Origin of the sequence: Mesorhizobium sp. M1078 (genome assembly GCF_040318615.1) — a bacterium.
Lineage (GTDB): Bacteria > Pseudomonadota > Alphaproteobacteria > Rhizobiales > Rhizobiaceae > Mesorhizobium.
Window position 1 is genome coordinate 1 of the sequence record NZ_JAMYMP010000047.1, and the last position, 22,321, is coordinate 22,321.

Genomic DNA, 22,321 nt, shown 5'->3' on the forward strand with positions numbered 1-22,321 from the left:
CGCTGGCGCTGGACGTGTCGCGCAAGGCGGGAAGCCTGATCCGACAGAACATAACAATTGCGATCGTTTACAATGCTGTGGCCGTGCCGATCGCCATTCTGGGCCACGTTACGCCTCTCATCGCGGCGGTCGCGATGTCTGCCTCGTCATTGCTTGTGATTGGAAATGCCATGCGTCTGCAAGGCTTCGCAACGGGTGCGCCGTCCGAAACTGCGCGGCAGGACAGGCCCGCGCGGGCCGGCGCCTTGGCCCAATCCTCATGACGACGCTCGCCTATCTCATTCCGGTGGCGCTGTTCCTTGGCGCACTCGGCCTGTCCGGCTTCCTGTGGGCGTTGAGAAGCGGCCAGTACGACGATCTCGATGGCGCGGCGGAGCGCATTCTTATCGACCGCGACGACGGCGCGGAGAATGCTCCTCGTTCCAAGTGACTCAGATCAAAGCGCCGCGGGTCGGGATGTCCCATCGTCGTCAACGTAAGATCAGGAGGGTGAGGATGCAAGCCGAAGCCATCATGACGAAGCCAGTCATCACGACGGATGCGAACGCGACGATCGACGAAGCGGCCAAGCTCATGCTTTCAAACAAAGTCAGCTGCCTGCCGGTAACGGACAGCGAAGGTGCCCTGGTTGGCATTGTAAGCAAAAGCGACTTCTTGCGCCGAGAAGAACTTGGGACCCAGCGTGTGCGTCCGCGCTGGCTGGAGTTTGATCTTGGCCCGGGCACAGTCGCCGAAGACTATGCGCGCTCGAACGGACGGATCATCCATGAGGTGATGACCACAGCCGTCATTTCGGCACCTCCAGGCGCCTCAATTGCAAAGATTGTTAACTTGATGATGCAACACCGCATCAACAATGTGCCGATTGTCGATCGGGAAAGGGTCGTCGGCATCATCACGCGAACTGATTTGCTGCCTGTCCTGATCCGCGCAATGCCGAAACAGGGCACCACGCCACCCGATGACGACCTGATCCGCAAGGCCATACTTGCCGAGCTGCAGGGACAATCGTGGAGCGGTGGTGACTTGATTGATGTTAGGGTCAGCGACGGCCTCGTCGAACTGACCGGGGCGATTGTCGACGAGCGTCAGCGGAAGGCTGCGATCGTTGCGGCGGAGAACGTTGCCGGCGTCGGACAAGTCAAGGACAGCCTCTTCCTCCGTACAGATCCGCTCTCGGTGATGGTTTCATAGCTGCGGAAAAAAGCGGGGACGCCAAGCAGCGTCCCTTTGGGTTCTGCTCCCTTCCCACATCGCTTGGACATGAGGCTGTCGGCGAGTTCATCGAGCGTATAGCGCCCGTCATGGTTGGCGAGCACGCTGTCGGCAGCGAAGACGCCCGTCCATCGCCAAGCTCGAAACCGAGCGGGACTTGCTCGACCATTCTTGACGCACAAGATTGCGGCAGTCGAGGCTGTTTGTTGCTCCAATTAACACTCACCAATTTGCGCCAGCGCAAAGAAACGCTGCGTCAGGTCAGTTAGCTTCTGCTCATCCGCAACGGTTGAGATAGGAGATTGATATGATCACGCGACGCGAAGCCCTCTTCGGAGCAGCGATTGGCGCTGCCGCCGTGGCGGCACTGCCCGCACTGTCGGCAACGGTGACGAAAGCAGACATTCGAGGACTTCCCCGCGACAAGGTCAAGCTCGTGGCACCGCCTTTTGTGCATCCGCACGACCAGATCGCCAAAGGCGGTCCGAAGGTCGTCGAACTCACCATGACGATCGAGGAGAAACCGATGGTCATCGACGCCGACGGGACGCAGCTCAATGCAATGACTTATAACGGCTCGATCCCGGGCCCGCTGATGGTCGTCCACCAGGACGATTATGTCGAGCTGACGCTCATCAATCCCGACACCAACTCGCTAGCCCACAACATCGATTTTCACGCAGCGACGGGTGCGCTGGGCGGCGGCGCCCTCACCTTGATCAATCCCGGCGAACAGGTGACGCTGCGCTTCAAGGCAACCCGAACGGGAACTTTCGTCTATCACTGTGCTCCCGGCGGACCGATGATCCCGTGGCATGTCGTCTCCGGCATGAATGGCGCCATCATGGTGCTGCCGCGCGACGGGCTCAGGAACGGCAAGGGCGAGCCGGTCAAATACGACAAGATCTTCTATATCGGCGAGAGCGACTTCTATATTCCGCGCGATGAGAAGGGAAACTTCAAGAGCTACGAATCGGCCGGTGATGGGTATGACGATATCGTCAAGGTCATGCGCGGGCTGATCCCGACGCACGTGGTGTTCAACGGCAGGGTCGGTTCGCTGACCGGCGACAACGCCATGAAGGCGAAGGTCGGCGAGACCGTGTTGATCGTCCATTCGCAGGCCAACCGCGATACGCGGCCGCATCTGATCGGTGGTCACGGCGACTATGTCTGGGAACAGGGCAAATTCGCCAATCCGCCGGCCAAGGATCTGGAAACCTGGTTCATCCGCGGCGGCTCGGCGGGGTCGGCGCTCTATACGTTCCTGCAGCCCGGCGTCTACGCCTACGTCAATCACAATCTCATCGAGGCCGTGGAACTCGGGGCGACCGCTCACTTCATGGTCGAGGGCGAGTGGAATGATGATTTGATGACGCAGGTCGAGGCGCCTAAACCCATCGCCACCAACTGACGGCACTCCAAATTGCCCGGACAGCGTCGCTGGCCGGGCACGGACAACAGACATGTCACCTCTCATCGTCAAGGTTGTCTCGGTCGCCATGGCGGCTGCAACGGTTCCGATGGGCTTGTCTGCCATCGGCCGGAACGGACATCGACAGTCCTACCCTGCCGCCACGACAGTTACCCTGGTCCCCGGTTCGATCACATATCCCCTGCCGGGCGAGTTCCTGAGGAATGGGCGCCCGCAAGCAAATCCGCGGCTCAGTCGACAGTTCAATAAACCTATCGAAATCATGACCTATCAGGTCAGCGCGTCAGACTATGCGAGCTGTGTGGCGGCTGGCGGCTGTCAGCCGGCACAGGAGACGCACGCGATCGCGCCCGATGCTCCCGCTACCGGAGTGAGCTATCTCGACGCCAATGCCTACGCCCAATGGTATTCGAAGGCGACAGGCGACGACTGGCGGCTGCCATCCGATGAGGAGTGGGCGTTTGCCGCGGCCGAGCGGTTCGCAGGGGAATTTGAGGGTGTCGAAAACGATACTAACAATCCCGCCAGGCGTTGGCTCACCAGCTACAAGGCCGAGGTGGACCTCAATCGCAAACCGGACCCCTTGCCCAGGAGCCGTGGCTCCTTTGGTGTGAATTCCTTAGGCCTCGCCGACTTTTCCGGCAACGTCTGGGAGTGGACTTCGACCTGCTATGTCCGCACCACGTTGGCTGTGGATGGAACCGATGTCGTGAGTTCGGTCGACAATTGCGGCGTCCACGTCCTTGAAGGGCTTCACAGGGCGTACATGTCGAACTTCGTCGGCGACGGGAAAAGCGGTGGCTGCGCCGTTGGCACACCTCCCGACAATCTTGGATTCAGGCTGGTCCGGGAACATCGAGGATGGGCGAACCGTTTCCTCAGCTACCTCGGCATTGCGTGAAAAAACAGAAGCGTCCGCTCCATCGCGTTTCGCCTGCACTCCCGTCGCCTCACTGTGCCTTTGGCGTCATCAACGCGGTTCCGTAGATCAGGATGAAGCTTGCAAATGCCGCCACCCATGCGGTGCCGGCCATGTCGATCATCACGCCATAGGGCACAAAGGCGGCCAGGATTCTCAATGATCCCGCCAGAAGGACGGTCACGAAGATGAACGAGGCGCCTTTCCCAGCCTTAAGCTTTTGCCCGGTATGCCCAAGCGTCGCGCGGGTCATCACGGCAAGCGTCATTGAGCCCACCGCGCCAGTCCCGAGCGCGTGAAGTCCTGCCGCCGCCGGCACGGCATCGGGAAAGAAGATCGACGCCGATACCAGGGCAAGACCGATCGGCACGAAGGCGTAGGCAAGATGCAGAACCAGCACCAGCGGATCCCGCAACGTGCGTTCGCCAGCCCAACGCCACAGACGCCATGCCTGGCAGACTGCCGCGACGGCCACGAGCGTTGCCGACACTTCGTGGTCGGGAGCGAGCGTCCACGCAGCCAGCGCAATGGCTGAGATGACAAGCGATGCGACGTCAAAACGATCGAACGGCGCAGGCAGCCGCCCAGGATTTTCGCGGACGAGCCAGTTGCGGGTGAAACTTGGAATGATGCGCCCCCCGATCAGTGAAATGAGCATGATCGCCGCAGCCATGCCGAGCCTGCGGCTGATATCGGATGTGCCGTGAAGGTGGGCCTCGATATGGAACGCGCCGTTGGCGCCGGCCAGGACGGCAAGCGGCAGCAGCAACTTGAGATTGCGCCAGTTCCGTCCCGCGACGATTTCGCGTGCCGCAGCGGCTGCGACAGCAAGCAGAAATGAACTGTCGATCACGGCTGCCGCTTCCCAGCCGATATCCGCCGAGAGGAAGACCGCGGCACGTCCGGCAAGCCACAGGACCACCAACGCCAGCAGGGGCAGGCCTTGCACCGGCAGCCGGCCCGTCCAGTTCGGAATGGCTGTCAGCAGGAACCCGGTAACGATCGCCGGCAGATAGCCGAACAGCATCTCGTGAATGTGCCAGTCGACGGGAACGAACGCACTGTGGGAATCGAGTTCGCCGGCATAGATCGGCAGCCAAAGCAGAATGGACAGCGCGGCATACAGCGACCCGAGGAGAAAGAAGGGCCTGAACCCGTAGGAAAGAAATGCGGGCCCAGTGTAGGCCTGCAGGCGTGGAATCCCCATGACTGTATCCTCAAATGAACAGGGCCGGATGAACCGCCGCCCTCGGTCCGTCCGGCCCGTGCCCGCCCTTTTTGCGGCAGGCATGCCTGTATCGATTGCTGTCAGTTCGCAGGAACCTGGGTGAACAGGTCGGCGAACACCGTTTTTGCCTTCCCAGGATGCTTGACCGCCTTGGCGGAATCGAGATTGACCGGCTTGCCGACAACGATCAGTGCGACCATCCCCATGCCGTAGTGGGGCGCGCATTTGACGCCGTAGATGCCCTCCTTTGTCACCGTGACGGTAATTTCCTCGCTGGGCTTGCCCTTGAAAGGCTCAGCGCCATCCGGAAGCATGCCCTTGATCGACTCGGCGTCGTGTGTCTTGTCGGTCGGCACGAACTTGACGGTGTCGCCGGGTGCCGCCTGGACGAAGGCCGGCTGGAAAACCATTGCGCCTTTTTCGCCCTTGTTGAGCATTTGCACCACATGCTCTTCAGCGCTTGCGCCGCTTGCGAGCGCCAGGATCGAGATTGCGGCAGCGAGGATGGTGAGTTTCATCGATTTGTCCTTTGTTTCGTCTTCGCGGCATTGCGCCGTTCCATGCCATTTAGCCTGACGCGGCCGGCGACAATTTGCGCTGGCGCAAACTCGGGATAAGAAAGGTCTCCCGCACGACTGATGCGGAACCGTAGAGCCGTGAGGGATCCGCTTGGCTGCGCTGGACCGATCGCTGATTTCGCAGCTGCCGCTCTTCCAGGGGCTTACGCCGGACGAGCAGAGCGAGATCCTGCGAAATGCACGATCGTCTCGCTATGCCAAGGAGGCAGCGATCTTCGCGCAGGAAGCCGAAGCCCATTCCTTCTTCGTGCTGATCGCCGGGCACATACGGGTGGTCCGCACCACGCCGGACGGACAGCAGGTCATCGCCAGATACATCAGCGAAGGCGAGATCTTTGGCGTCGCCGCAGCCCTTAGCCGGACGACCTATCCCGCAAGTGCCGTCGCGGCTGTCGACTGCGTGGTGCTGGCCTGGCCCAACGCCCTGTGGCCTGATCTGTCCCGACGCTTCCCCGTGTTTGGGGCAGCCACCTACAAGACGGTTGGAAGCAGGCTGGAGGAGACGCAGACGCGGGTGGTGGAGATGTCCACGGAACAGGTGGAGCAGCGGGTTGCGCATGCGCTTCTGCGGCTGGTGAACCAGACCGGCCGAAAAACGGACAGCGGCATCGAAATCGATTTCCCGATTTCGAGGCAGGACATTGCCGAGATGACGGGAACGACGCTGCACACCGTCAGCCGGCTGCTCAGCAAATGGGAAGAGAACGGAATAATTGTCAGCGGGCGCCAGAGGGTCACGGTCAAAGATGCGCATCGCCTTGTGGTTCTGGCCGAGAACCGGGAAAAGGACTGACCGTCATCGTTCACCTCGAATGGCCAATTCGAGTTCGACCAGAAAGTCGCCCTCATCGACTTGATGTTCCCGGCACGCCTCGGTCACCGTATGGAAAGTGCCTATCGGACAGCCGACGCAGAGCATCTTGTGTCTCAACACCACAGCGACCGTTGCCGGCCATTTCCTCATGATTTCGTCGACGACCATATCGGGGTTGATCGAGCTGCACTGTTTCATGATGACGTCTCCGCGATTTGCGAAGCCCTCTTCATAAATCCGGCTCGGACTGCCTTCGTTGCGCTTACGCAATTTAGAAATGATTCAGATCAAGGCACAGCTCGCGCGGCCTCGATATGGATAGGAGTAACCATATGAGGAGGTTGGCATGCAAGCCGAAGCCATTATGAGCAAGCCGGTCGTCGGCATAGACCCGACCGCATCGATCGCCGACGCTGCCTGGTTGATGCTCACCAAAAAGATTAGCGGCTTTCCCGTCATTCGCGGCGACGGCACCCTGGTCGGGATCGTCAGCGAGGGCGATTTCCTGCGTCGCGGGGAACTGGGCACGCAGCGCAAGCGCTCACGCTGGCTGCAGTTTCTGGTCAGCCCCGGAACGGCCGCCGATGAATATGTCCACGCCAATGGGCGACGGGTTGAGGAGGTGATGTCACAAGATGTCGTCACGGCATTCCCCACCGCATCGCTCGACGAGGTCGTCGAGCTCATGACGCGTCACCATGTCAAACGCATCCCTGTCATCGACACCGGGAAAGTCGTCGGCATCATCACCCGCTCTGATCTTCTGCGGGCATTGATTAGCGCCCTTCCGGCTGCAGCCGCTGCAGCCATCGATGACGAACAGATCCGGCAGAACATCATGGCCGAGCTAGGGACACAGAAATGGGCTGGCAAGGACATGGTCAACGTGACTGTGAACAATGGCATGGTGAAACTGGGCGGCGCCATCTTCGACGAACGCGCGCGCCGGGCAGCCATTGTTGCGGCCGAAAACGTCGCCGGCGTCAAAGCTGTCGAGGATGGTCTCTTCTGCGCTGATCCAGTGTCCGTCCTCCTTGTTTCGTAGCGAGCGGCCGTGCCAGCTGATTTCAAGGTTGCATCCACGATAGGCCCGCTTTTCGCCCAGGCTTCGCCGCGTTCAGATCGCGACTAGAAGTATCAATGGCCGAAGGAGCAACAGGGCGAATGCAACGAGCGCCGCGCCCGCAATTCTTTCTGTCTTTTTGTTGCCTCCGCTGAAGCGCCGGCCAAGCAAAAGCCACACCGATCCGGTGGCAGCTGTTATCACCAGAAGCACAACCCAGAAGATCCCCAGAGCGCGCGGTTCGATGTTCATCGGCACGATAGCCAGGCAATAGATAAAGGCCTTCGGGTTCAGGGCACTGGTCACCGCAACAGAAATGGCGTCGCCATTTTTGGAAACGTTGATCCGCGCGCTGGTTATCAGATGCAGTCCAAGAACTACAAGCCATCCGGCTGCTACCAGCCTAAGTATTTGAATGGCCTCGGGTGACATGAAGGGGCGCAGGGAAAACCAGCACGCGGATGAGATCCCGTATCCGCATGCCTGAGCGGCCAAAAGCTTGACCACTTTCTCTCGCTTGACCGCCCCCGCCATCAAAAGAGCGTTGGTAGGCCCTGGTGCGACAAAGAGCACAAATGCTTCGAGAAAAAGTAAGTTGTCCAAGCTGCCTGGTCCTGTGGAATGCAGACTTATCAACCGCAAAAACTTGGTTTGCGTTGGCCCTCGTCAAAACACGGACGGCACGACCTCTCGTCGAGGCTGCCTGCTCGATGCCCTAGCGTTGCCCGGCCGCATGCTGCAGTCGAGCGATCAGGTCGCTGTTGCGGCAATAGTCTGGCGGGTTCTCGGATTGCTCATGTTCGTCGAGCCAGGTTGAGCATTCATCCTGGTGCCCGCAGGAACGGCAGCGGTCCACCGCCCGATTGGTGACTGCCGCATGGTCTGCCACGACTTTCAGATGTCTGTCGACCCCGAGCGACCGCATCATTCGACCCATTAGCGCCGTTCTGGCGTCGACCGAAATCAGGTAATCGAGAAAGGTCATGTTGATCACTCCTGCCTACCGGTCATCCTTGCCGCCGTTGGCGGCGGGTGGCGTTGATCTCGATCAACAGGCGGCATCATTGCCAACCCTGGGCCGTGACGGGGAGCATGAAGCCAAACGGAATGGCAGGTGGTCGAAGACGTCCGCTGACCGGCAGGCCGGTTGCTCGGGCCAGGTCTAGATCTGGCCGTTGTTCGCTTCGGAAAACAAATGAACGCAGCCGCTGCGTCGTGGGCACCCCACCTCGAACATGTTGCTAGCACCGTCGCGGTGTCCCGAGGCTGAGGGTCTCCAGGCGCGCCGCAGGAGGTAACCTGCTCCGGCCGAGACAGGTTGCTGGTCAACTTCTCCTTCAATACGACATGAAACGGCTGATGCCGCTCTCTTCGATGAGCGTGCGAGTGACACCGCCAAATGCCCATTCCCGCAAGCGGCTATGGCCATAGGCGCCCGAGACGATCAGGTCCGTATGGATCGAGCGCGCGAAACTCAGCAACCGGTCGCCATCAGCCTTGCCGGCGATCAGCTCGGTTCGCGCCTTGATGCCATGGTGGTCAAGGAAAACGGCGACATCGTCGAGGCTGTCTCGACTGGTTTCGTTGCGGCTGGTGTCTATCGTGGCGACGATAACGTCGCTGGCCTTTTCCAGAAAAGCAGTGCATCGGCTACCGCACGCCGTGCCTCCCTGGTGTCCTTCCAGGCAACCAGCACGGTTTTTGCGCGGATATGTTCCATATTACCTGCCGTGACCAAGACTGGCCGGCCGGCACCGAGCGTGAGGCTGCCGATATCAACAGCACGAAAGACATTGTCTCCATCGCCGCAGCCGGTGACGATAAGGTCGGCCGCCCTGGCCATAACGCTGAGGAACCGGGTCGGACTGCAGACGGACTGTGCCCATTCGCTTGTAACGGAAACCGGCACCATTCTTTCGAACACTGCACGCAATTCGGCGAGCCGCTTTTCGATCTCAGTTCGTTGGATCTGCATGATCTCACCTTCGTAGACCATCCCTTCGCCTGTCGGGACCAAAGGTGGGACCTCGGCTGCCGCCAAGCCAACAAGATGCGCTCCAAATCGTTCGGCAAGTTCGATCCCAACCTGAACAATGGGCGCAGGAGCCTCATCGATGGCGAGGTTTACGATAATTGACTTGTAGGACATTGCGGATGCCTTTCGATGAAACGGTGCAATTGCGTGATGGATCGCATTCGTCAGCGTCCGGTGCCTTGATGCGCGTCAAAGACCCGCCAATTGCGCCTACCAACGGAATCTCTTGCGGAACCGCCGTCGCGATCTGTTTTGCCTGTGCGATGAGAAGTGATAGGTAGCCCCGGTAGCACCGTCTCGAACCCAGGAATTTCAGGTGATCAAAGACGAAGCGCTCAGTTTGTCGCCCGGTGGGACGACACTGAAAGCCCTCTTGTCGCGGATGTTCGATCAGGCTCCGGGCTTCATCGCGCTCATGCGCGAGCCGGGTCACGTTTTCGAACTGACCAATGCCGCCTACCAGCGGTTGATCGGCAACAGGCAGGTGATTGGAAAGTCAGTCCGGGAAGCCTTTGCCGAGTTCGAAGGAGATGAGTTTTTCGGACATCTGGACCAGGTCTACACGACCGGCGAGCCATACAGAGGCCAGGGCGTAAAGGTCGGCCTTCGCAACAAGGCCGACGGGCCGCTCGAAGAGCGCATCCTTGATTTCGTCTATCAGCCCATCAAGTCCGACGATGGCCGTATCACCGCGATCTTCATCGAAGGCACGGATGTCAGCGAACTCTCCTTTGCAAACGCAGCTCTTCGGCTGCGTGAGGACCATTTACGATCGATCCTGGCAACAGTGCCGGATGCAATGGTCGTCATCGATGAGCAAGGCGGGATCCAATCGTTCAGCACAGCCGCCGAAACATTGTTTGGCTATCAGTCAGGTGAGGTCATTGGCCAAAACGTGAAAATGCTGATGCCCCCGCCCTACCGCGACGAGCATGATGCCTATCTGCTTCGCTACCTGACCACCGGAGAGCGCCGGATTATCGGGCTCGGGCGCACCGTCACCGGGATGCGCAAGGATGGTTCGACCTTCCCGATGGAGCTTTCCGTCGGCGAGATGCATCCGGGAACCGGACGCTTCTTTACCGGCTTTTGCCGCGACCTGACCGAACGCCACCGGGCGGAAGCTAGAATCCAGGAGCAGCAGCAGGAGCTTCTCCATATGGCGCGGTTTACAGCACTTGGCGAAATGGCCTCGACCCTTGCTCACGAGATCAATCAGCCGCTGACGGCCATCACCAACTATCTGAAGGGCAGTCGTCGGCTGCTCGAGAAAAGCACCGAAGAGAATGCGCCCATCCTGCGGGATGCCGTGGAAAAGGCCGCTGAGCAGGCGCTGCGGGCTGGAAACGTCATTCGCCATCTCAGAGACTTCGTTGCAAGAGGCGAAAGCGAGCGTCAGGTCGAACGGCTGCCGGCGCTCATCGAAGAGGCCTCGTCGCTGGCCCTGGTCGGGGCAAGGGAGATAAATGTCCTTGTCAGCTACAAGCTCGATCCTGCTGCCGAACTGGTGTTAACCGATCGCATCCAGATCCAGCAGGTTCTGCTAAACCTAATGCGCAATGCTGTGGAAGCCATGCAAGACGCGCCGCGACGCGAACTGCTGGTCACGACTATTGCGCGCGCCGACGGGATGGCGGAGGTGAGCGTCATCGACACCGGGGCCGGTCTCGCGCCGGAGATTTCCGCCCAACTGTTCCAGCCATTCGTCACCACCAAAAAGCAGGGCATGGGCGTCGGCCTGTCTATTTGCCGCACCATAGTTGAATCGCATGGCGGTCACATATGGGCCGAGGCAATGCCGGCCGGCGGGACCGCTTTCAGGTTTACATTGCGCATCGTCGATAAGGATGAGGTCACCAATGGCCGCTAATGATCTGGTGCACGTGGTCGACGATGACCTGGACGTCCGCAAGTCGCTTGGATTTCTGTTGGGCACGGCAGACTTTGCGGTCCGCCTGCATGATTCCGCCACGGCCTTCCTGTCGACGGCGTCTGGCAGTCTCGAGGGCTGCATCGTCACCGATGTGCGCATGCCGGGCATAGACGGCATCGAGTTTCTGCGCCAGCTCAGAGCAGGCGGGCATAGAATTCCGGTCATCGTTATGACGGGCCATGCGGATGTGGCGCTAGCCGTTCAGGCAATGAAGGAAGGCGCTTCCGAGTTCATCGAGAAGCCATTCGACGATGAAATGTTGATCGAGGCGATCCGCTCAGCGCTGGCCAACCGCAACCAGGTCAATGCATCCCACCCTCAGTCCGCGGAGATTCGCGGGCGTTTGTCGACCTTGTCGGAACGCGAGCGGCAGGTGCTCGACGGGCTCGTGTCGGGTCTGCCGAACAAGACGATCGCCTATGACCTTGGAATCAGCCCGCGTACAGTCGAGATCCATCGTGCCAATGTCATGAACAAGATGGGCGCGGGCAGCCTGTCACATCTTGTGCGCATGGCGCTGATCGTTGAATCCAATCCCTAGGGATGGTCGCCAAAGGGATTGCCGTCGCGAGTTGGCGTCCGGTAAGGCTCCCAGTCGCGCCAGTGGGTCGGACGGATGTCGACCCATGCGCCGGTGGCGACATTCCTCCAGCCTTCCCGCTCCTTCATGCAGGGAAACACGAGCGCATGCTCACCGTCCTCGTCGAAAACGGCCAGTTTGAGGTTGCGTCCAAACGGAGCGGTGAGGATTGGTTTCCACATCTCCTCATGATCCGCAGAAGCGCCAGCTCGCGCCTTGATCTGAATCATTTTCCGCAATTGCCGAATGCGCGAATGTGCGCTTTGCCGCCGTGAGCTGGGGCGAAAGCACCCGCATGGCCATGGTTCAACGCGGCAAGGCAAACAATAGCTTGCGCTGGCCGTGAGAAATAGGAGATGCACCGATGATGGTCCGCACACTTTCTTCCTTGGAATGTACGAGATTGCTGACGGCCAATCGGGTTGGCCGGCTCGCATGCGCAAAGAATGGGCAGCCCTACATCGTGCCCCTGTACTACGCGCATGCGGACAATCACCTCTATGTATTTTCCATGCCGGGCAAGAAGATCGAATGGATGCGAGGCAATCCGCTGGTATCCGTCCAGGTCGATGAGCGCGGCCAAGGGCGAGGATGGCGAAGCGTTGTCGTCGGTGGGCGCTATGAGGAACTGCCGGACCGGGTCGGCCACAAGCGCGAGCGCGACCATGCATGGTCGGTGTTGAGCAAGCATGCTGACTGGTGGGAGCCCGGCGCCCTCAAGCCGGTCACGCCTCCGGTGTCGGACAGCGCGCCCCACGTTTTCTTCCGTATCTTGATCGAGCAGGTGTCGGGCCGCGAAGCAAGTGAATAGGTGTTTTCTGCTGCGGCGGCCTGCGAAAGCGATGGCTGGACGGTGTAGGAGCAGCGGTTCTAGGTAGTTTCCCGTAGGGACATAACCGAATTTCGGCGCCGGCCGATTCGCGCGATAGCTGTGTCACGGATCAACCGGGAAAACAGCCATGTACGCCTACACCGCCTCCAGAATTTCGCTGCCGTCACGGTCTACCCTGCCCAACCTGCCTGAGGCTTTCGAGCCCGCACCGCTGCAACCACTCAGCTTCTATTCCGCAGGTGCGGAAATCTACGCCCAGGGCGAGAAGGCCGGAGCCTTCTACCAGGTGGAGTTCGGCGCTGTCCGCGTCTATCGCCTGCTTGCTGACGGCCGCCGGCAGATCAGTGCCTTTCACCTATCCGGAGAGACATTCGGCTTCGAAGCCGACACGACGCACCATTTCTTTGCTGAAGCCATCAACTCCACCGGTGTCCGCGTCTTCCGCCTCACTGCTGGAGCGGACATGTCGCATCAGTTGCTGCCCCTAGCGCTCCAGGGGTTGACCAGAGCCCAGGAACACCTGTTGGTCCTCGGTCGCCAGAGCGCCATCGAACGCGTCGCCGCGTTCCTGGTTGACATGGCCGAACGGCAAGGGGGGTTGCGGCAGGTCGAACTTCCGATGTCGCGCATGGACATCGGCGACTATCTCGGCCTCACCATCGAGACGGTATCGCGGATATTCACCCGGCTGAAGGAGAAAGGCGTCATCCGCTTGGCTAGTCTGCGATGCGTGGAAATCGTCAGGCACAACGCGCTTCAGAACATGAGCGAGTGAATGACAACATGCTCCGGGCCAGGCGGACTGTAGCCTAGCCCTCGGCATCACCGGCGATCAGCCGAGGGCCGATTGCGGACTGGATGATTCTCCTCGGCGGTGGGGTTCGAGTCCACGTTGTGGGCATCTTAGAAAAAATATAATGAAATCAAATGGTTATATGTGAATTTTGGTGGTGCTGGCAGTCATTGGCGAACCAGTCTCTGTCTGATTTTCCCTGTTAGGCGCCGGAAAACAGCGAATTTCGGCGATTTTCCGCGCTCAAGGCGAATTTGCGCCGGAATCTCGGCGCAGATTCAATGCCTTAGTAAGGGATTCCCTGCGCGGGCTAACAGCGAAATGATCGTGGCCCAACAGGAAAATCCAAACAGAACGGCGCTTCAAACTTGAACGTTCTGGCGATGTAGATGCCGGGGGCACGTTTGCGAGATCTGGCAGAGACGTCGCCGTGCTCGATCTAGCCGGTTGGATACTCATTTGCCTCGAAGACATGATGATGAACGCGCCCAGTGAACATCTTCAGCAATTCCCCCGTCACGTCGCGGCTTTGAAATCTCACATCGGACTGAAGCGCCCGGTTGCAGGTGTCCATGTCGGGATAGCGAATGGCGAGAGCCATTGCGTAGACGGGAGCACCCTCGTCACGCGCGGTACCATCCAGGACGCGAACCTCTTGCGCCCCGGGAAATTGCGTCCACAGCGGCACCAGCTTCTCCTTGACAAATTGCCGGAATTCGTTCTCACGCCCGGCATGGATTTCACCTTCGAAGAGGGCGTAGCGGATGATCATGTTGAAGTTCCTGATTGCCTGCATGGATGAGGGCGCATCGGAGATGCGCCCTCCTCGATGGCCTATTTGCCCCAGATTTTCTTGTACTGATCGCGGTAGCCATTCTCCGGGTCGAAGGCGTTCTTCGGGCCGCCGTCGAACTCGACATTGTCGGCCGTCACCACATGCAGCGGCGACAGATAGCCCGACCATTTTTCACCGGCGATGGCGCGGTTCAGCTCGTCAACCAATTGCCAGCCCTGCAAGTTGAGCGGTTCGGCGACCGTGACCTTCTGGAACTGCCCGGCGCGGATGCGCTGATAGGCCGATTCCGAACCGTCGCCGGCGGCCACATTGATCGGCGCGTCGGTGCCGGCCTTGCCGGCAGCGGCAAGCGATGGTCCCATGAAGTCGAAATAGAGGTCGTTAATCGCCAGCGAATGCGTCCAGGCATCGCCGTATTTCTGCAAGAGCGAGGTGGTCAGCTGCGGCATGCGCTGCGAGGTCTCGGCGATCGGGGTGTCGACATATTCGAGCACCTTGCCGCCGAGCCGCTCGATTTCGGCCTTCATCTTGTCGGCCTTGGCGATGGCTATGGCGTAGGTCGAATCGGTGAAGATGACGACGCCGGGCTTGCCCTTGGCGTCGGCATAGGCCCAGTCGGCCGCAGCCGTCGAGACCTGCATGGCGTCGGTCGAGACGTTGGCGAACACGCCGCTCTTTTCGTCGGGTCCGATCACCGGTCCGGCATGCCAGGAAACCAGCGGGATTCCGGCGGCCTTCGCCTGTTCCAGCGCCGGCGCCTGCTCAATGGCGTCGAAGCCGTTGATGACGATGCCATTCGGCTTCAGAGCCATCGCCTGGCCGAAGGCGGCGGTGCGGCCACCGATCGAGCCGGCGCCGTCGATCACCTTGACCTCCCAGCCAATCGCCTTGGCGGCTTCCTCGACGCCGGTGGTGACGCCCAGAATGCCGCCATTCTTGAGGTCGCCGGCGAGCACGACGATCGTCTTGCCCGGCTGGGCCTTCGGACCGGTGGTCGGGCCGTCCCAGGCGGTGACCTTCTGGGCATATTTTTCGACCACCGCCATGGCGTCGGCCATCGCGTCCGCCCGTGCCTGGCCGGCGAACAGGACCGGAGCAGCGATTGTGATGGCCATCAATGCGATGGATGATTTTAGAAATGTTCTGCGTTGCATGTTGGTACCTCCCTTGGTTTCAAAAAAATTGTCTGGTCTTCCGGAACTCGATTTCGGGCGCCAAGTCACTGGCTGATTTGCCCAGCCACCGGGCCCAAACCGGCTGGATGCGCGTTGACATAGATGGAATAAAGCGACGTCTGGGCGGTGATGTAGAGCCGGTTGCGCTTCGGACCGCCGAAGCACAAATTGGAGACGATTTCGGGAACCAGGATGCGCCCGATCAGCGTCCCGTCCGGCGCGTAGACGCGAACCGCATCGGCACTGGAGGCCCAGATGTTGCCATCGCGATCGACACGGAAGCCGTCGAAAAATCCTGCCTCGCATTCGGCGAGCGTGCCGTGCGACCGCAGCGAGCGTCCGTCCGCGGCGACATCATAGGTCTTGATCGCCCGCGGCAGGCCCTGAACATGGCTTGCGCCAGTATCCGACACGTAGAGGATGGTCTCGTCGGGCGAAAAGGCCAGCCCGTTCGGCTGCACCAGATCAGTGATGACGACACCCACCTCGCAGGTTGCTTCGTTGAACCGGTAGACATGGGACCCGCCGATCTCTGGTCGGGCAATCATGCCTTCATAGTGGCTGTCGATGCCGTACACGGGGTCGGTGAACCAGATCGTCCCATCGGATTTGACCACCACGTCATTCGGTGAATTGAACCGCTTGCCGTCGATGACTTCGACAAGCGACTGCCATCGCCCATCATGCTCAAGCCGGGAGATGCGTCGACCGCGATGCTCGCAAGCGATGACGCGGCCTTCACGATCGAGCGTATGGCCGTTCTGATTGTTGCAATGGGTTTCGAAGACACTGACCGAGCCGTCGCTTTCGTCGTAGCGCAGCAACCGGTCGTTCGGGATATCCGACCACAGCAAATGCCTTGCCGCCGGAACATAGACCGGTCCTTCCGCCCAGCGGCTCCCGGTCCACAGCCGTTCGAGCTTGGCATGCCCGATCGTCAGCTTTCGGAACCGGTCGTCCAGAATCTCGTAGTCGCTCATTCCACTATTCCCGGATGGGTTCGGCTGGTCACTTCGAGGGCTGCGTTGCGGTCTTGGTCCTGGCCCTGTGCGCCGCGCCGCGCTTGCGTTGGGCGTAACCGGCAATGCCGATGGCGACGAGCAGCGTCACGCCGTTGAACAGCGGTTCGACGAAGAACGAGCCACCGAACTGCTGGATGCCGGAAATGCCGACCGCCAGGATGACAACGCCGGTCATCGTGCCCCAGACATTGACGCGTCCGGGCTTGATGGTGGTCGAACCGAGAAAGGCGCCGACGAGCGCCGGCAGCAGATATTCCAGCCCGACGCTGGCCTGGCCGATGCGCAGCTTAGAGGCGAGCAGCACGCCTGTCAGCGCCGTCAGGAAGCCCGACGAGATGAAGGCACCGATGACGAAGCGGCGCACCGGAATGCCGTTCAGAGCCGCAGCCTTCGGGTTGGCGCCGATGGCATAGACGTAGCGGCCGATCGGCAGATATTCGAGGATGATCCAGAGTGCTGCGGCGATCGCCAGCACATAAAGGCCGGTGATAGGCAGCCCGAATACCATCGTGCCATTGAGGGCGTAAAAGCCGTTGGGCAGCACGCCGACCACTTGCCGGCCGCCGGTGTGCCAGAGCGCCAGCGCATAGAGCACGGTGCCGGTGCCGAGCGTGGCGATGAAAGAGTCGATGCGGGCAACTTCGACCAGTAGTCCGTTGAGGAAGCCGGTCGCAGCGCCGAGAAGCAGCACGACGATCACCGCCAGCGGCCATGGAACGCCGAACATGGTCTGCAGGCTGATGGCGAGAATGTGCCACAGCACGATGCCGTAGCCAACGGTGAGGTCGATGCGGCCAGAAGCCATCGGGATCATCGCCGCCAGCGACAGCAGCGCGACGATTGCTTTGTCGGAGATGATCGAGCGCAAATTGAGCAGGGTTGGAAAGGTGTTTGGCAGCAGGATCGAAAACAAAAGGATCAGCAGCGCCGTCAGGATCACCAGCCCGTAGACCGGCAGCAGCCGGATGATTTTCTGCCCCAACGACAAGCCTGCCATTTCGCCACGGGTCGGTTCGAGTGCGCTGGATTCGATCGATTGCATGAGGTTCGCTCCCAGAAAGATCAGGCGGCTTCCGAAGCCGATGCCGCAATGATCACGGCGGATGTGGTCAGGTCGTTGCTGGTGAGTTCGCGCACGATCTGTCCGCGTGAAAACACCAGGGCGCGGTGGCAGATATGGGCGATCTCCTCGAAATCGGTCGACACCACGACGACGGCGAGGCCGGCTTCAAGTGCGCGGCCGATCAGCCGGTAGATCTCGGCCTTGGCGCCGACGTCGACGCCGGCGGTCGGGTCTTCGGCGATCAGCAACTTTCGGTCGGTGTGCAGCCAGCGGCCGACAATCACCTTCTGCTGGTTGCCGCCGGACAGTGCTTCGATCGGCAGGTTAGGATCGTTGGGGCGAAGCCCGACCGTCCCGCCGATCTCACGCGCCAGCGCCGCCTCCTTGTAGGGCGCCAAAAACGAGAACAGGCCACGCTTACCGGCGCCGGGATTGAGAAAACTGTTTTCGCGGATCGACAAGGAGGCTGCTATCGATTCCTCGGTCCGGTCGCGTGCGATGAGGCCGACGCCGGCCGACATTGCCGCGATCGGGCTCGACAGGTCGGGCACAACGCCATTGATCGTCACCGAGCCGGAGAAAACCTGACACCCGAACAGCGTCCGACCAACCAGTTCCTGTCCGGCGCCGCGAAGGCCGACCAGACCGAGCAGCTCACCCTTGCGCACGTCGAAAGAGACAGGGCCGGCACCGGCGCAGACCAGGTCACGGACCGTGCACACCGTTTCGCCGGCCTGCGTCTGAGCCTTGCTGAAAACCTGGTTCACCGGGCGACCAACGATCATCTCGACAAGTTCGTCCGGGCTGGTATCGGCGACGCTCTTCTGGCCGACCAGCCTGCCGTCGCGCAGCACGGCGACCCGGTCGGCGATGCGGAAGATCTCGTCGAGCCGATGCGAAACGTAGATCATACCGACACCGCGTTGCTTGAGCGGGCGGATGGCGTCGAACAGCCGCTCGACTTCGTCAGCGGGAAGACTGGCTGTCGGCTCGTCGAGCACCAGCACATCGGCCTCGGTGGCCAGGGCGCGGGCGATGGCAACCAGCGACTTTTCGGTGCGCGTCAGATCCTGAACGCGTGTCGTCGGATCGAAATCACATCCGACCAGCTTGAGCGCCTCACGCGCTCTCGCCTCGGTCGATCGCCAGTCGATGAGCCCCGAGCGGAGCGAAAAGCCTTGGGCCAAGCCGACATTCTCGCCGACCGTCATCCATTCGATGAGACCGAGATCCTGATGGATGAAGGCGACGGGCTGGCGGTGGTTCGGCTGCGGAGGACGATGGTGATAGGGCTCGCCGCGAAACAGGATGCTGCCGCCGTCCGGCCGGTGGATGCCGGCGAGCGTCTTGATCAGTGTCGACTTGCCGGCGCCGTTCTCGCCAAGCAGCGCCAGGATCTCGCCCTTGTGCAGATCGAGCGACACGTCGGAGATCGCGCGGGTGCCGCCGAACTCCTTGGTAATCGACTTGAACTCGATCAGTTTTTCCTCGGTCACAATGCGTTCCTCCCAAGATCGCCCCAATGATGTTATCGATAACATTTCTACGCGTCAAGCGACGACGAAAATTCAGGCCAGCCAATCAACTGGTCTTGCCGTCGAGCAGAAGCATCATCTCAGCCGAATCCCTTGGCCCCAGCCCTGCGGCGCAAAGCAGACGGTGGATCTCTACCACCTGCCCGGTCATCGGCATCGGCGTCTTGGTTTTCAGCGCGAAGGCCTGCAGCGAATCCAGATCCTTCAGCATATTATCGATGCGGCCGGTCGGCGAAAAATCGCGGGCAGCGAATTTTGCCATGAACTCCTGCATAATGCTGGAGTCGGCCCGCCCGCCCTTGAGTGCCGCGGGGATTGCCTTCGCATCGACGCCGCCGGCCTCAGCAAGCTTGACCGCTTCGGCGACGGCCTGAAACAGCACCGCGCAGAAGAGCTGGTTGATCAGCTTGGTCGTCTGGCCTGCCCCGCTCGGTCCCATCAAGGTGTAGTTGGCGCAGAGATGCTGCATCACCGTGCGCGCGTGTACGAAGTCTGCCGCCTCACCGCCCGCCATAACGGTCAGCCGGCCGGCCAGCGCGCCGGGAACGCCGCCCGAAAGCGGGCAGTCGAGCCATCTCATGCCGGTCTCGGCAGACAGCTTCCCGGCCATCTGCGCGGTGTCGACAGGATCGATCGAAGACATGTCGATCAGCAGCTTTTCCGACGACGCCGCAGCCGCCACACCACCATCGCCAAACACCACCGAACGCACGATATTGGCATGGTTGAGACTGAGGATGACGAAGCTGCTCTCCCGCGTTGCTTCGGCAACCGACACGGCCGCAGCCGCACCCTTTGCAGTCAGCGCTGCAACCTTGACCTTGTCCAGATCGAACACCGTCACGGCTAGCCCCGTCTCGATCAGGCGGGTGGCGATCGTCGACCCCATGATGCCGGCGCCGACAACGGCGACTTTTGTTGGTTGCGTCATTTCAACGTGCCTTTTTCCTTGATCCCGGCAGGGTCGACCCCAAGTGCACCCAGGCCCTGCAACACTCTATCGGCAATCGTGTCGACAGCCGCGTCGATGTCCACTGTGACCACCAGCGGCTCGCCGCCTGGATGCTCCAGTGTGGCGAACTGGCTGTCGAGCAGCGCCGGTGGAAAGAAGTGGCCGCGGCGCGCGGCTAGCCTGGCTTGCAGCAGCGAATGCGACCCCTCCAGGAATACGAAAACCAGCGACCCGCCCGCCGCATCGCGAAGCCTATCGCGATAGGGTTTCTTCAACGCGGAACAGCTGACGACTAGCCCGCGACCCTCCTCACGAGCCTGGCGCAAGGCTGCGCCGACCAGATCCAGCCAAGGCAATCGATCGCAGTCTGCAAGCGGTATGCCCGCCGACATCTTTCCGACATTGCTGCGCGGATGCAGCGTATCGCCTTCAACGAAGGCAAGGCCAAGCCGCGCGGCGATCTCGACGCCAACTTTGGTCTTGCCGCAGCCGCTGACACCCATCACGACGATGAGCGCGGGTTCAAAGGCAGGTCGTGATGCCACCGTCGACATAGAGCGTGTGTCCATTGACAAAGGATGAGGCCGGTCCCGCCAGAAAGATCGCCGCGCCGACCAGTTCGCCGACATCGCCCCAACGACCCGCCGGTGTGCGGTTGGTCAGCCACGCCGAAAATTCGGGATTGTTGACCAGCGCCTGGTTGAGCGGCGTCTTGAAGTAACCCGGCGCGATGGAATTGATCTGCAAGCCATGCTTCGCCCAATCGGCACACATGCCGCGCGTCAGGTTGCGCACAGCGCCTTTCGTGGCCGTATAGGGCGCGATGTTCGTCCGTGCCAGTTCGCTTTGCACCGAGGCGATGTTGATGATCTTGCCGCGCCGCCGCAGGATCATGTGCCGCGCCACCGCTTGTCCCACGAAGAACACGCTGGAGATGTTGGTGCGCAAGAGTTCCTCCCATTTGTCAGCGGGGAAATCCTCGAGCGGCATTCGGAACTGCATGCCGGCATTGTTGATAAGGATATCGATGGTGCCGATAGTCGCCTCGATCTCCGCGACGCCGTTCGCCACCGCTGCATGATCAGTGACGTCGAAGACGGCGCTATGGGCCTTATGTCCCTTCGCTGTCAGTTTATCCGCAGCCGTTTTCATTTTTTCGGCGCTGCGTCCGTTGAGCACGATTGCGGCGCCGTGCTGCGCCAACCCCTCGGCCAGCGCCAGGCCGATCCCTTGCCCCGAGCCGGTGACCAGCGCCCGCATGCCGGTCAAATCGAACAACGAACTGCCCAAACGCTCCTCCTGAGCAATGTTTCCTGGAGCGGCCACGATTTCCAACGTACCTGCCGCCAGTCCCTATTGACATGAATGTTATCGATAACATAGTCAATTGGGAAAATGCACAGGAGATGACGCCGTGACCGACATTTTGATGACAGGTCCCTATCCGGATTGGGACATGGGAGATCTTGAAGCGAAATATTGCGTCCATAAACTTTGGCAGTCCGAGGACAAGGACGCGCTGCTCTCAAGCCACGCTGGCGCGATCCGCGCCATAGCTACGCGCGGCGAGCTTGGCGCAAGTGCTGCGCTGATGGCGAAGCTGCCGCAGCTTGAAATCGTTTCCTGCTACGGCGTGGGCACCGACGCCATCGACCTTGCCTATGCCAGGGCGAATGGCATTCGTGTCACCAATACACCTGATGTTCTAACCGAGGACGTAGCCGATATCGGCATCGGGCTGCTGCTCGCCGTGGCGCGAAAAATCCCGCAGGCCGACGCCTACGTGCGCGATGGAAGCTGGCGCAAGGGCAATATGGGGCTGGTCACGCGTGTCTGTGGAAAAAGGCTGGGCATTGTCGGCATGGGCCGCGTCGGTGCGGCGGTGGCGAAGCGCGCCGCTGCATTCGACTGCACGATTTCTTATTTCGACAACCGCAAGCGCGACGATCTTCCTTATACGTTCGTCAGCGATCTGCTCGAACTGGCGAGCGATAGCGAATTTCTGATCGTAACGCTCGCCGGCGGCGAAAGCACGAAACACATGATTAATGCGTCGATCCTGGCAGCGCTCGGAGCAGACGGTATTGTAATAAACATTTCGCGCGGCAGCACGATCGACGAGATTGCCTTGCTCGCGGCCCTGGAATCCAGTGCCATAAAAGGTGCCGGGCTCGACGTGTTCTGGAACGAGCCAACCATCGACGAGCGCTTCCTGAAGCTTGCCAACGTCGTGCTGCAACCGCACCACGCCAGCGGCACGGTGGAGACCCGCAAGGCCATGGGTCAGCTCGTTCGCGACAATCTCGCGGCCCATTTCGGCGGACAGGCCTTGCTGACACCGGTCCTCTGAGAA

The 22,321-nt window shown here is 60.7% G+C and carries 27 protein-coding genes and 1 pseudogene; 12 read left to right on the forward strand and 16 right to left on the reverse strand.

All coding sequences use genetic code 11. The features are described 5' to 3' along the window. From NKH38_RS30560 to NKH38_RS30580, 5 genes and pseudogenes are all read left to right on the forward strand, one after another. Window positions 1-263: pseudogene (locus NKH38_RS30560) on the forward strand (nitrogen fixation protein FixI); the annotation flags it as partial. Beyond that, window positions 260-430: a cbb3-type cytochrome oxidase assembly protein CcoS gene (gene ccoS / locus NKH38_RS30565; protein ID WP_023685546.1), complete on the forward strand. Its 171-nt coding sequence runs from the start codon at window positions 260-262 to the stop codon at window positions 428-430. The pseudogene NKH38_RS30560 and the gene ccoS, both read left to right, overlap by 4 nt. A 65-nt stretch (window positions 431-495) precedes the next feature. Beyond that, window positions 496-1,194: a CBS domain-containing protein gene (locus NKH38_RS30570; protein ID WP_352765188.1), complete on the forward strand. Its 699-nt coding sequence runs from the start codon at window positions 496-498 to the stop codon at window positions 1,192-1,194. 328 nt (window positions 1,195-1,522) lie between these two features. Continuing rightward, complete coding sequence (nirK, locus tag NKH38_RS30575; RefSeq protein WP_352765187.1) at window positions 1,523-2,629, forward strand: copper-containing nitrite reductase; 1,107 nt, start codon at window positions 1,523-1,525, stop codon at window positions 2,627-2,629. A 52-nt stretch (window positions 2,630-2,681) separates the two neighbouring features. Continuing rightward, window positions 2,682-3,551 (forward strand): SUMF1/EgtB/PvdO family nonheme iron enzyme, encoded by an 870-nt coding sequence (locus NKH38_RS30580; RefSeq protein WP_352765185.1) that lies wholly within the window; start codon window positions 2,682-2,684, stop codon window positions 3,549-3,551. A gap of 49 nt (window positions 3,552-3,600) precedes the next feature. Here the strand turns inward: NKH38_RS30580 and NKH38_RS30585 are convergent, their stop codons facing one another. Beyond that, window positions 3,601-4,776: an NnrS family protein gene (locus NKH38_RS30585; protein ID WP_352765198.1), complete on the reverse strand. Its 1,176-nt coding sequence runs from the start codon at window positions 4,774-4,776 to the stop codon at window positions 3,601-3,603. A 101-nt stretch (window positions 4,777-4,877) separates the two neighbouring features. Further along, window positions 4,878-5,315 carry a pseudoazurin gene (locus tag NKH38_RS30590; protein WP_023731644.1) on the reverse strand — a complete coding sequence of 146 codons (438 nt, stop codon included), beginning with the start codon at window positions 5,313-5,315 and terminating at the stop codon, window positions 4,878-4,880. Window positions 5,316-5,466: 151 nt separating this feature from the next. On the opposite strand from NKH38_RS30590, the gene NKH38_RS30595 reads away from it, so the two are divergent. Continuing rightward, on the forward strand, window positions 5,467-6,168 hold the full coding sequence (locus NKH38_RS30595) for a Crp/Fnr family transcriptional regulator (protein WP_352765184.1): 702 nt from the start codon (window positions 5,467-5,469) through the stop codon (window positions 6,166-6,168). Between the two features lie 3 nt (window positions 6,169-6,171). On the opposite strand, the gene NKH38_RS30600 is transcribed toward NKH38_RS30595, so the two are convergent. Continuing rightward, the gene (locus NKH38_RS30600; RefSeq protein WP_023712984.1) at window positions 6,172-6,387 is read right to left on the reverse strand and encodes a DUF1858 domain-containing protein; all 216 of its coding nucleotides are present in this window, start codon (window positions 6,385-6,387) and stop codon (window positions 6,172-6,174) included. A 148-nt stretch (window positions 6,388-6,535) separates the two neighbouring features. Between NKH38_RS30600 and NKH38_RS30605 the strand changes: the two genes are divergently transcribed. After that, window positions 6,536-7,234, forward strand: coding sequence for a CBS domain-containing protein (locus NKH38_RS30605; RefSeq protein WP_023689274.1), 699 nt, complete (start codon window positions 6,536-6,538; stop codon window positions 7,232-7,234). A 72-nt stretch (window positions 7,235-7,306) separates the two neighbouring features. Here the strand turns inward: NKH38_RS30605 and NKH38_RS30610 are convergent, their stop codons facing one another. From NKH38_RS30610 to NKH38_RS30625, 4 genes are all read right to left on the reverse strand, one after another. Then, window positions 7,307-7,855 carry a hypothetical protein gene (locus NKH38_RS30610; protein ID WP_023731646.1) on the reverse strand — a complete coding sequence of 183 codons (549 nt, stop codon included), beginning with the start codon at window positions 7,853-7,855 and terminating at the stop codon, window positions 7,307-7,309. Window positions 7,856-7,967: 112 nt separating this feature from the next. Beyond that, the gene (locus tag NKH38_RS30615) at window positions 7,968-8,237 is read right to left on the reverse strand and encodes a DUF6455 family protein (protein WP_023806646.1); all 270 of its coding nucleotides are present in this window, start codon (window positions 8,235-8,237) and stop codon (window positions 7,968-7,970) included. Window positions 8,238-8,589: 352 nt separating this feature from the next. After that, entirely contained in the window at window positions 8,590-8,937 is a 348-nt protein-coding gene (locus tag NKH38_RS30620) for a universal stress protein (RefSeq protein ID WP_348529838.1), read from the reverse strand. Next, window positions 8,850-9,401 (reverse strand): putative universal stress family protein, encoded by a 552-nt coding sequence (locus tag NKH38_RS30625; protein WP_348529837.1) that lies wholly within the window; start codon window positions 9,399-9,401, stop codon window positions 8,850-8,852. Before NKH38_RS30625 ends, NKH38_RS30620 begins: the two co-directional genes overlap by 88 nt. 202 nt (window positions 9,402-9,603) lie before the next feature. On the opposite strand from NKH38_RS30625, the gene NKH38_RS30630 reads away from it, so the two are divergent. Then, window positions 9,604-11,157 (forward strand): PAS domain S-box protein, encoded by a 1,554-nt coding sequence (locus NKH38_RS30630; protein WP_031239596.1) that lies wholly within the window; start codon window positions 9,604-9,606, stop codon window positions 11,155-11,157. Then, entirely contained in the window at window positions 11,147-11,761 is a 615-nt protein-coding gene (fixJ, locus tag NKH38_RS30635; protein WP_023731650.1) for a response regulator FixJ, read from the forward strand. Before NKH38_RS30630 ends, fixJ begins: the two co-directional genes overlap by 11 nt. Here the strand turns inward: fixJ and NKH38_RS30640 are convergent. Further along, window positions 11,758-12,030, reverse strand: a complete 273-nt coding sequence (locus NKH38_RS30640) for a hypothetical protein (RefSeq protein ID WP_023731651.1) — start codon at window positions 12,028-12,030, stop codon at window positions 11,758-11,760. The two genes, fixJ and NKH38_RS30640, sit on opposite strands and share 4 nt — an antisense overlap. Before the next feature lie 134 nt (window positions 12,031-12,164). On the opposite strand from NKH38_RS30640, the gene NKH38_RS30645 reads away from it, so the two are divergent. Both NKH38_RS30645 and NKH38_RS30650 read left to right on the forward strand, forming a co-directional pair. Further along, the gene (locus NKH38_RS30645) at window positions 12,165-12,611 is read left to right on the forward strand and encodes a pyridoxamine 5'-phosphate oxidase family protein (RefSeq protein WP_023731652.1); all 447 of its coding nucleotides are present in this window, start codon (window positions 12,165-12,167) and stop codon (window positions 12,609-12,611) included. A 148-nt stretch (window positions 12,612-12,759) separates the two neighbouring features. Continuing rightward, window positions 12,760-13,407, forward strand: coding sequence for a helix-turn-helix domain-containing protein (locus tag NKH38_RS30650; protein WP_023731653.1), 648 nt, complete (start codon window positions 12,760-12,762; stop codon window positions 13,405-13,407). 457 nt (window positions 13,408-13,864) lie between these two features. Here NKH38_RS30650 and NKH38_RS30655 read toward each other — a convergent pair whose 3' ends face one another. The 8 genes from NKH38_RS30655 to NKH38_RS30690 form a co-directional block, all read right to left on the reverse strand. Next, complete coding sequence (locus NKH38_RS30655) at window positions 13,865-14,197, reverse strand: hypothetical protein (protein ID WP_031239600.1); 333 nt, start codon at window positions 14,195-14,197, stop codon at window positions 13,865-13,867. A gap of 62 nt (window positions 14,198-14,259) precedes the next feature. Beyond that, window positions 14,260-15,336, reverse strand: a complete 1,077-nt coding sequence (locus NKH38_RS30660; RefSeq protein WP_502896676.1) for an ABC transporter substrate-binding protein — start codon at window positions 15,334-15,336, stop codon at window positions 14,260-14,262. 104 nt (window positions 15,337-15,440) lie between these two features. Then, window positions 15,441-16,376: an SMP-30/gluconolactonase/LRE family protein gene (locus NKH38_RS30665; RefSeq protein ID WP_352765178.1), complete on the reverse strand. Its 936-nt coding sequence runs from the start codon at window positions 16,374-16,376 to the stop codon at window positions 15,441-15,443. 28 nt (window positions 16,377-16,404) lie between these two features. Next, the gene (locus NKH38_RS30670; protein ID WP_352765176.1) at window positions 16,405-17,460 is read right to left on the reverse strand and encodes an ABC transporter permease; all 1,056 of its coding nucleotides are present in this window, start codon (window positions 17,458-17,460) and stop codon (window positions 16,405-16,407) included. A 20-nt stretch (window positions 17,461-17,480) separates the two neighbouring features. Further along, on the reverse strand, window positions 17,481-18,977 hold the full coding sequence (locus NKH38_RS30675) for a sugar ABC transporter ATP-binding protein (protein WP_352765175.1): 1,497 nt from the start codon (window positions 18,975-18,977) through the stop codon (window positions 17,481-17,483). A gap of 85 nt (window positions 18,978-19,062) precedes the next feature. Beyond that, entirely contained in the window at window positions 19,063-19,947 is an 885-nt protein-coding gene (locus NKH38_RS30680) for an NAD(P)-dependent oxidoreductase (RefSeq protein ID WP_352765173.1), read from the reverse strand. Next, complete coding sequence (locus NKH38_RS30685) at window positions 19,944-20,522, reverse strand: gluconokinase (RefSeq protein WP_352765171.1); 579 nt, start codon at window positions 20,520-20,522, stop codon at window positions 19,944-19,946. The genes NKH38_RS30680 and NKH38_RS30685 overlap by 4 nt, the downstream gene beginning before the upstream one ends. Beyond that, complete coding sequence (locus NKH38_RS30690) at window positions 20,491-21,228, reverse strand: SDR family oxidoreductase (RefSeq protein ID WP_352765194.1); 738 nt, start codon at window positions 21,226-21,228, stop codon at window positions 20,491-20,493. The genes NKH38_RS30685 and NKH38_RS30690 overlap by 32 nt, the downstream gene beginning before the upstream one ends. A gap of 169 nt (window positions 21,229-21,397) precedes the next feature. On the opposite strand from NKH38_RS30690, the gene NKH38_RS30695 reads away from it, so the two are divergent. Continuing rightward, complete coding sequence (locus tag NKH38_RS30695) at window positions 21,398-22,318, forward strand: 2-hydroxyacid dehydrogenase (protein ID WP_352765192.1); 921 nt, start codon at window positions 21,398-21,400, stop codon at window positions 22,316-22,318. The last annotated feature ends 3 nt before the right edge of the window (window positions 22,319-22,321 follow it).

What these genes read in the sequence shown, in the direction of transcription:
- ccoS (WP_023685546.1), top strand. Translation starts at nt 260, where the DNA reads ATGACGACGCTCGCCTATCTCATTCCGGTGGCGCTGTTCCTTGGCGCA.
- NKH38_RS30570 (WP_352765188.1), top strand. Translation starts at nt 496, where the DNA reads ATGCAAGCCGAAGCCATCATGACGAAGCCAGTCATCACGACGGATGCG.
- nirK (WP_352765187.1), top strand. Translation starts at nt 1,523, where the DNA reads ATGATCACGCGACGCGAAGCCCTCTTCGGAGCAGCGATTGGCGCTGCC.
- NKH38_RS30580 (WP_352765185.1), top strand. Translation starts at nt 2,682, where the DNA reads ATGTCACCTCTCATCGTCAAGGTTGTCTCGGTCGCCATGGCGGCTGCA.
- NKH38_RS30585 (WP_352765198.1), bottom strand. Translation starts at nt 4,776, where the DNA reads ATGGGGATTCCACGCCTGCAGGCCTACACTGGGCCCGCATTTCTTTCC.
- NKH38_RS30590 (WP_023731644.1), bottom strand. Translation starts at nt 5,315, where the DNA reads ATGAAACTCACCATCCTCGCTGCCGCAATCTCGATCCTGGCGCTCGCA.
- NKH38_RS30600 (WP_023712984.1), bottom strand. Translation starts at nt 6,387, where the DNA reads ATGAAACAGTGCAGCTCGATCAACCCCGATATGGTCGTCGACGAAATC.
- NKH38_RS30605 (WP_023689274.1), top strand. Translation starts at nt 6,536, where the DNA reads ATGCAAGCCGAAGCCATTATGAGCAAGCCGGTCGTCGGCATAGACCCG.
- NKH38_RS30615 (WP_023806646.1), bottom strand. Translation starts at nt 8,237, where the DNA reads ATGACCTTTCTCGATTACCTGATTTCGGTCGACGCCAGAACGGCGCTA.
- NKH38_RS30625 (WP_348529837.1), bottom strand. Translation starts at nt 9,401, where the DNA reads ATGTCCTACAAGTCAATTATCGTAAACCTCGCCATCGATGAGGCTCCT.
- fixJ (WP_023731650.1), top strand. Translation starts at nt 11,147, where the DNA reads ATGGCCGCTAATGATCTGGTGCACGTGGTCGACGATGACCTGGACGTC.
- NKH38_RS30640 (WP_023731651.1), bottom strand. Translation starts at nt 12,030, where the DNA reads ATGATTCAGATCAAGGCGCGAGCTGGCGCTTCTGCGGATCATGAGGAG.
- NKH38_RS30645 (WP_023731652.1), top strand. Translation starts at nt 12,165, where the DNA reads ATGATGGTCCGCACACTTTCTTCCTTGGAATGTACGAGATTGCTGACG.
- NKH38_RS30650 (WP_023731653.1), top strand. Translation starts at nt 12,760, where the DNA reads ATGTACGCCTACACCGCCTCCAGAATTTCGCTGCCGTCACGGTCTACC.
- NKH38_RS30655 (WP_031239600.1), bottom strand. Translation starts at nt 14,197, where the DNA reads ATGATCATCCGCTACGCCCTCTTCGAAGGTGAAATCCATGCCGGGCGT.
- NKH38_RS30660 (WP_502896676.1), bottom strand. Translation starts at nt 15,336, where the DNA reads ATGGCCATCACAATCGCTGCTCCGGTCCTGTTCGCCGGCCAGGCACGG.
- NKH38_RS30665 (WP_352765178.1), bottom strand. Translation starts at nt 16,376, where the DNA reads ATGAGCGACTACGAGATTCTGGACGACCGGTTCCGAAAGCTGACGATC.
- NKH38_RS30670 (WP_352765176.1), bottom strand. Translation starts at nt 17,460, where the DNA reads ATGCAATCGATCGAATCCAGCGCACTCGAACCGACCCGTGGCGAAATG.
- NKH38_RS30680 (WP_352765173.1), bottom strand. Translation starts at nt 19,947, where the DNA reads ATGACGCAACCAACAAAAGTCGCCGTTGTCGGCGCCGGCATCATGGGG.
- NKH38_RS30685 (WP_352765171.1), bottom strand. Translation starts at nt 20,522, where the DNA reads ATGTCGACGGTGGCATCACGACCTGCCTTTGAACCCGCGCTCATCGTC.
- NKH38_RS30690 (WP_352765194.1), bottom strand. Translation starts at nt 21,228, where the DNA reads ATGCGGGCGCTGGTCACCGGCTCGGGGCAAGGGATCGGCCTGGCGCTG.
- NKH38_RS30695 (WP_352765192.1), top strand. Translation starts at nt 21,398, where the DNA reads ATGACAGGTCCCTATCCGGATTGGGACATGGGAGATCTTGAAGCGAAA.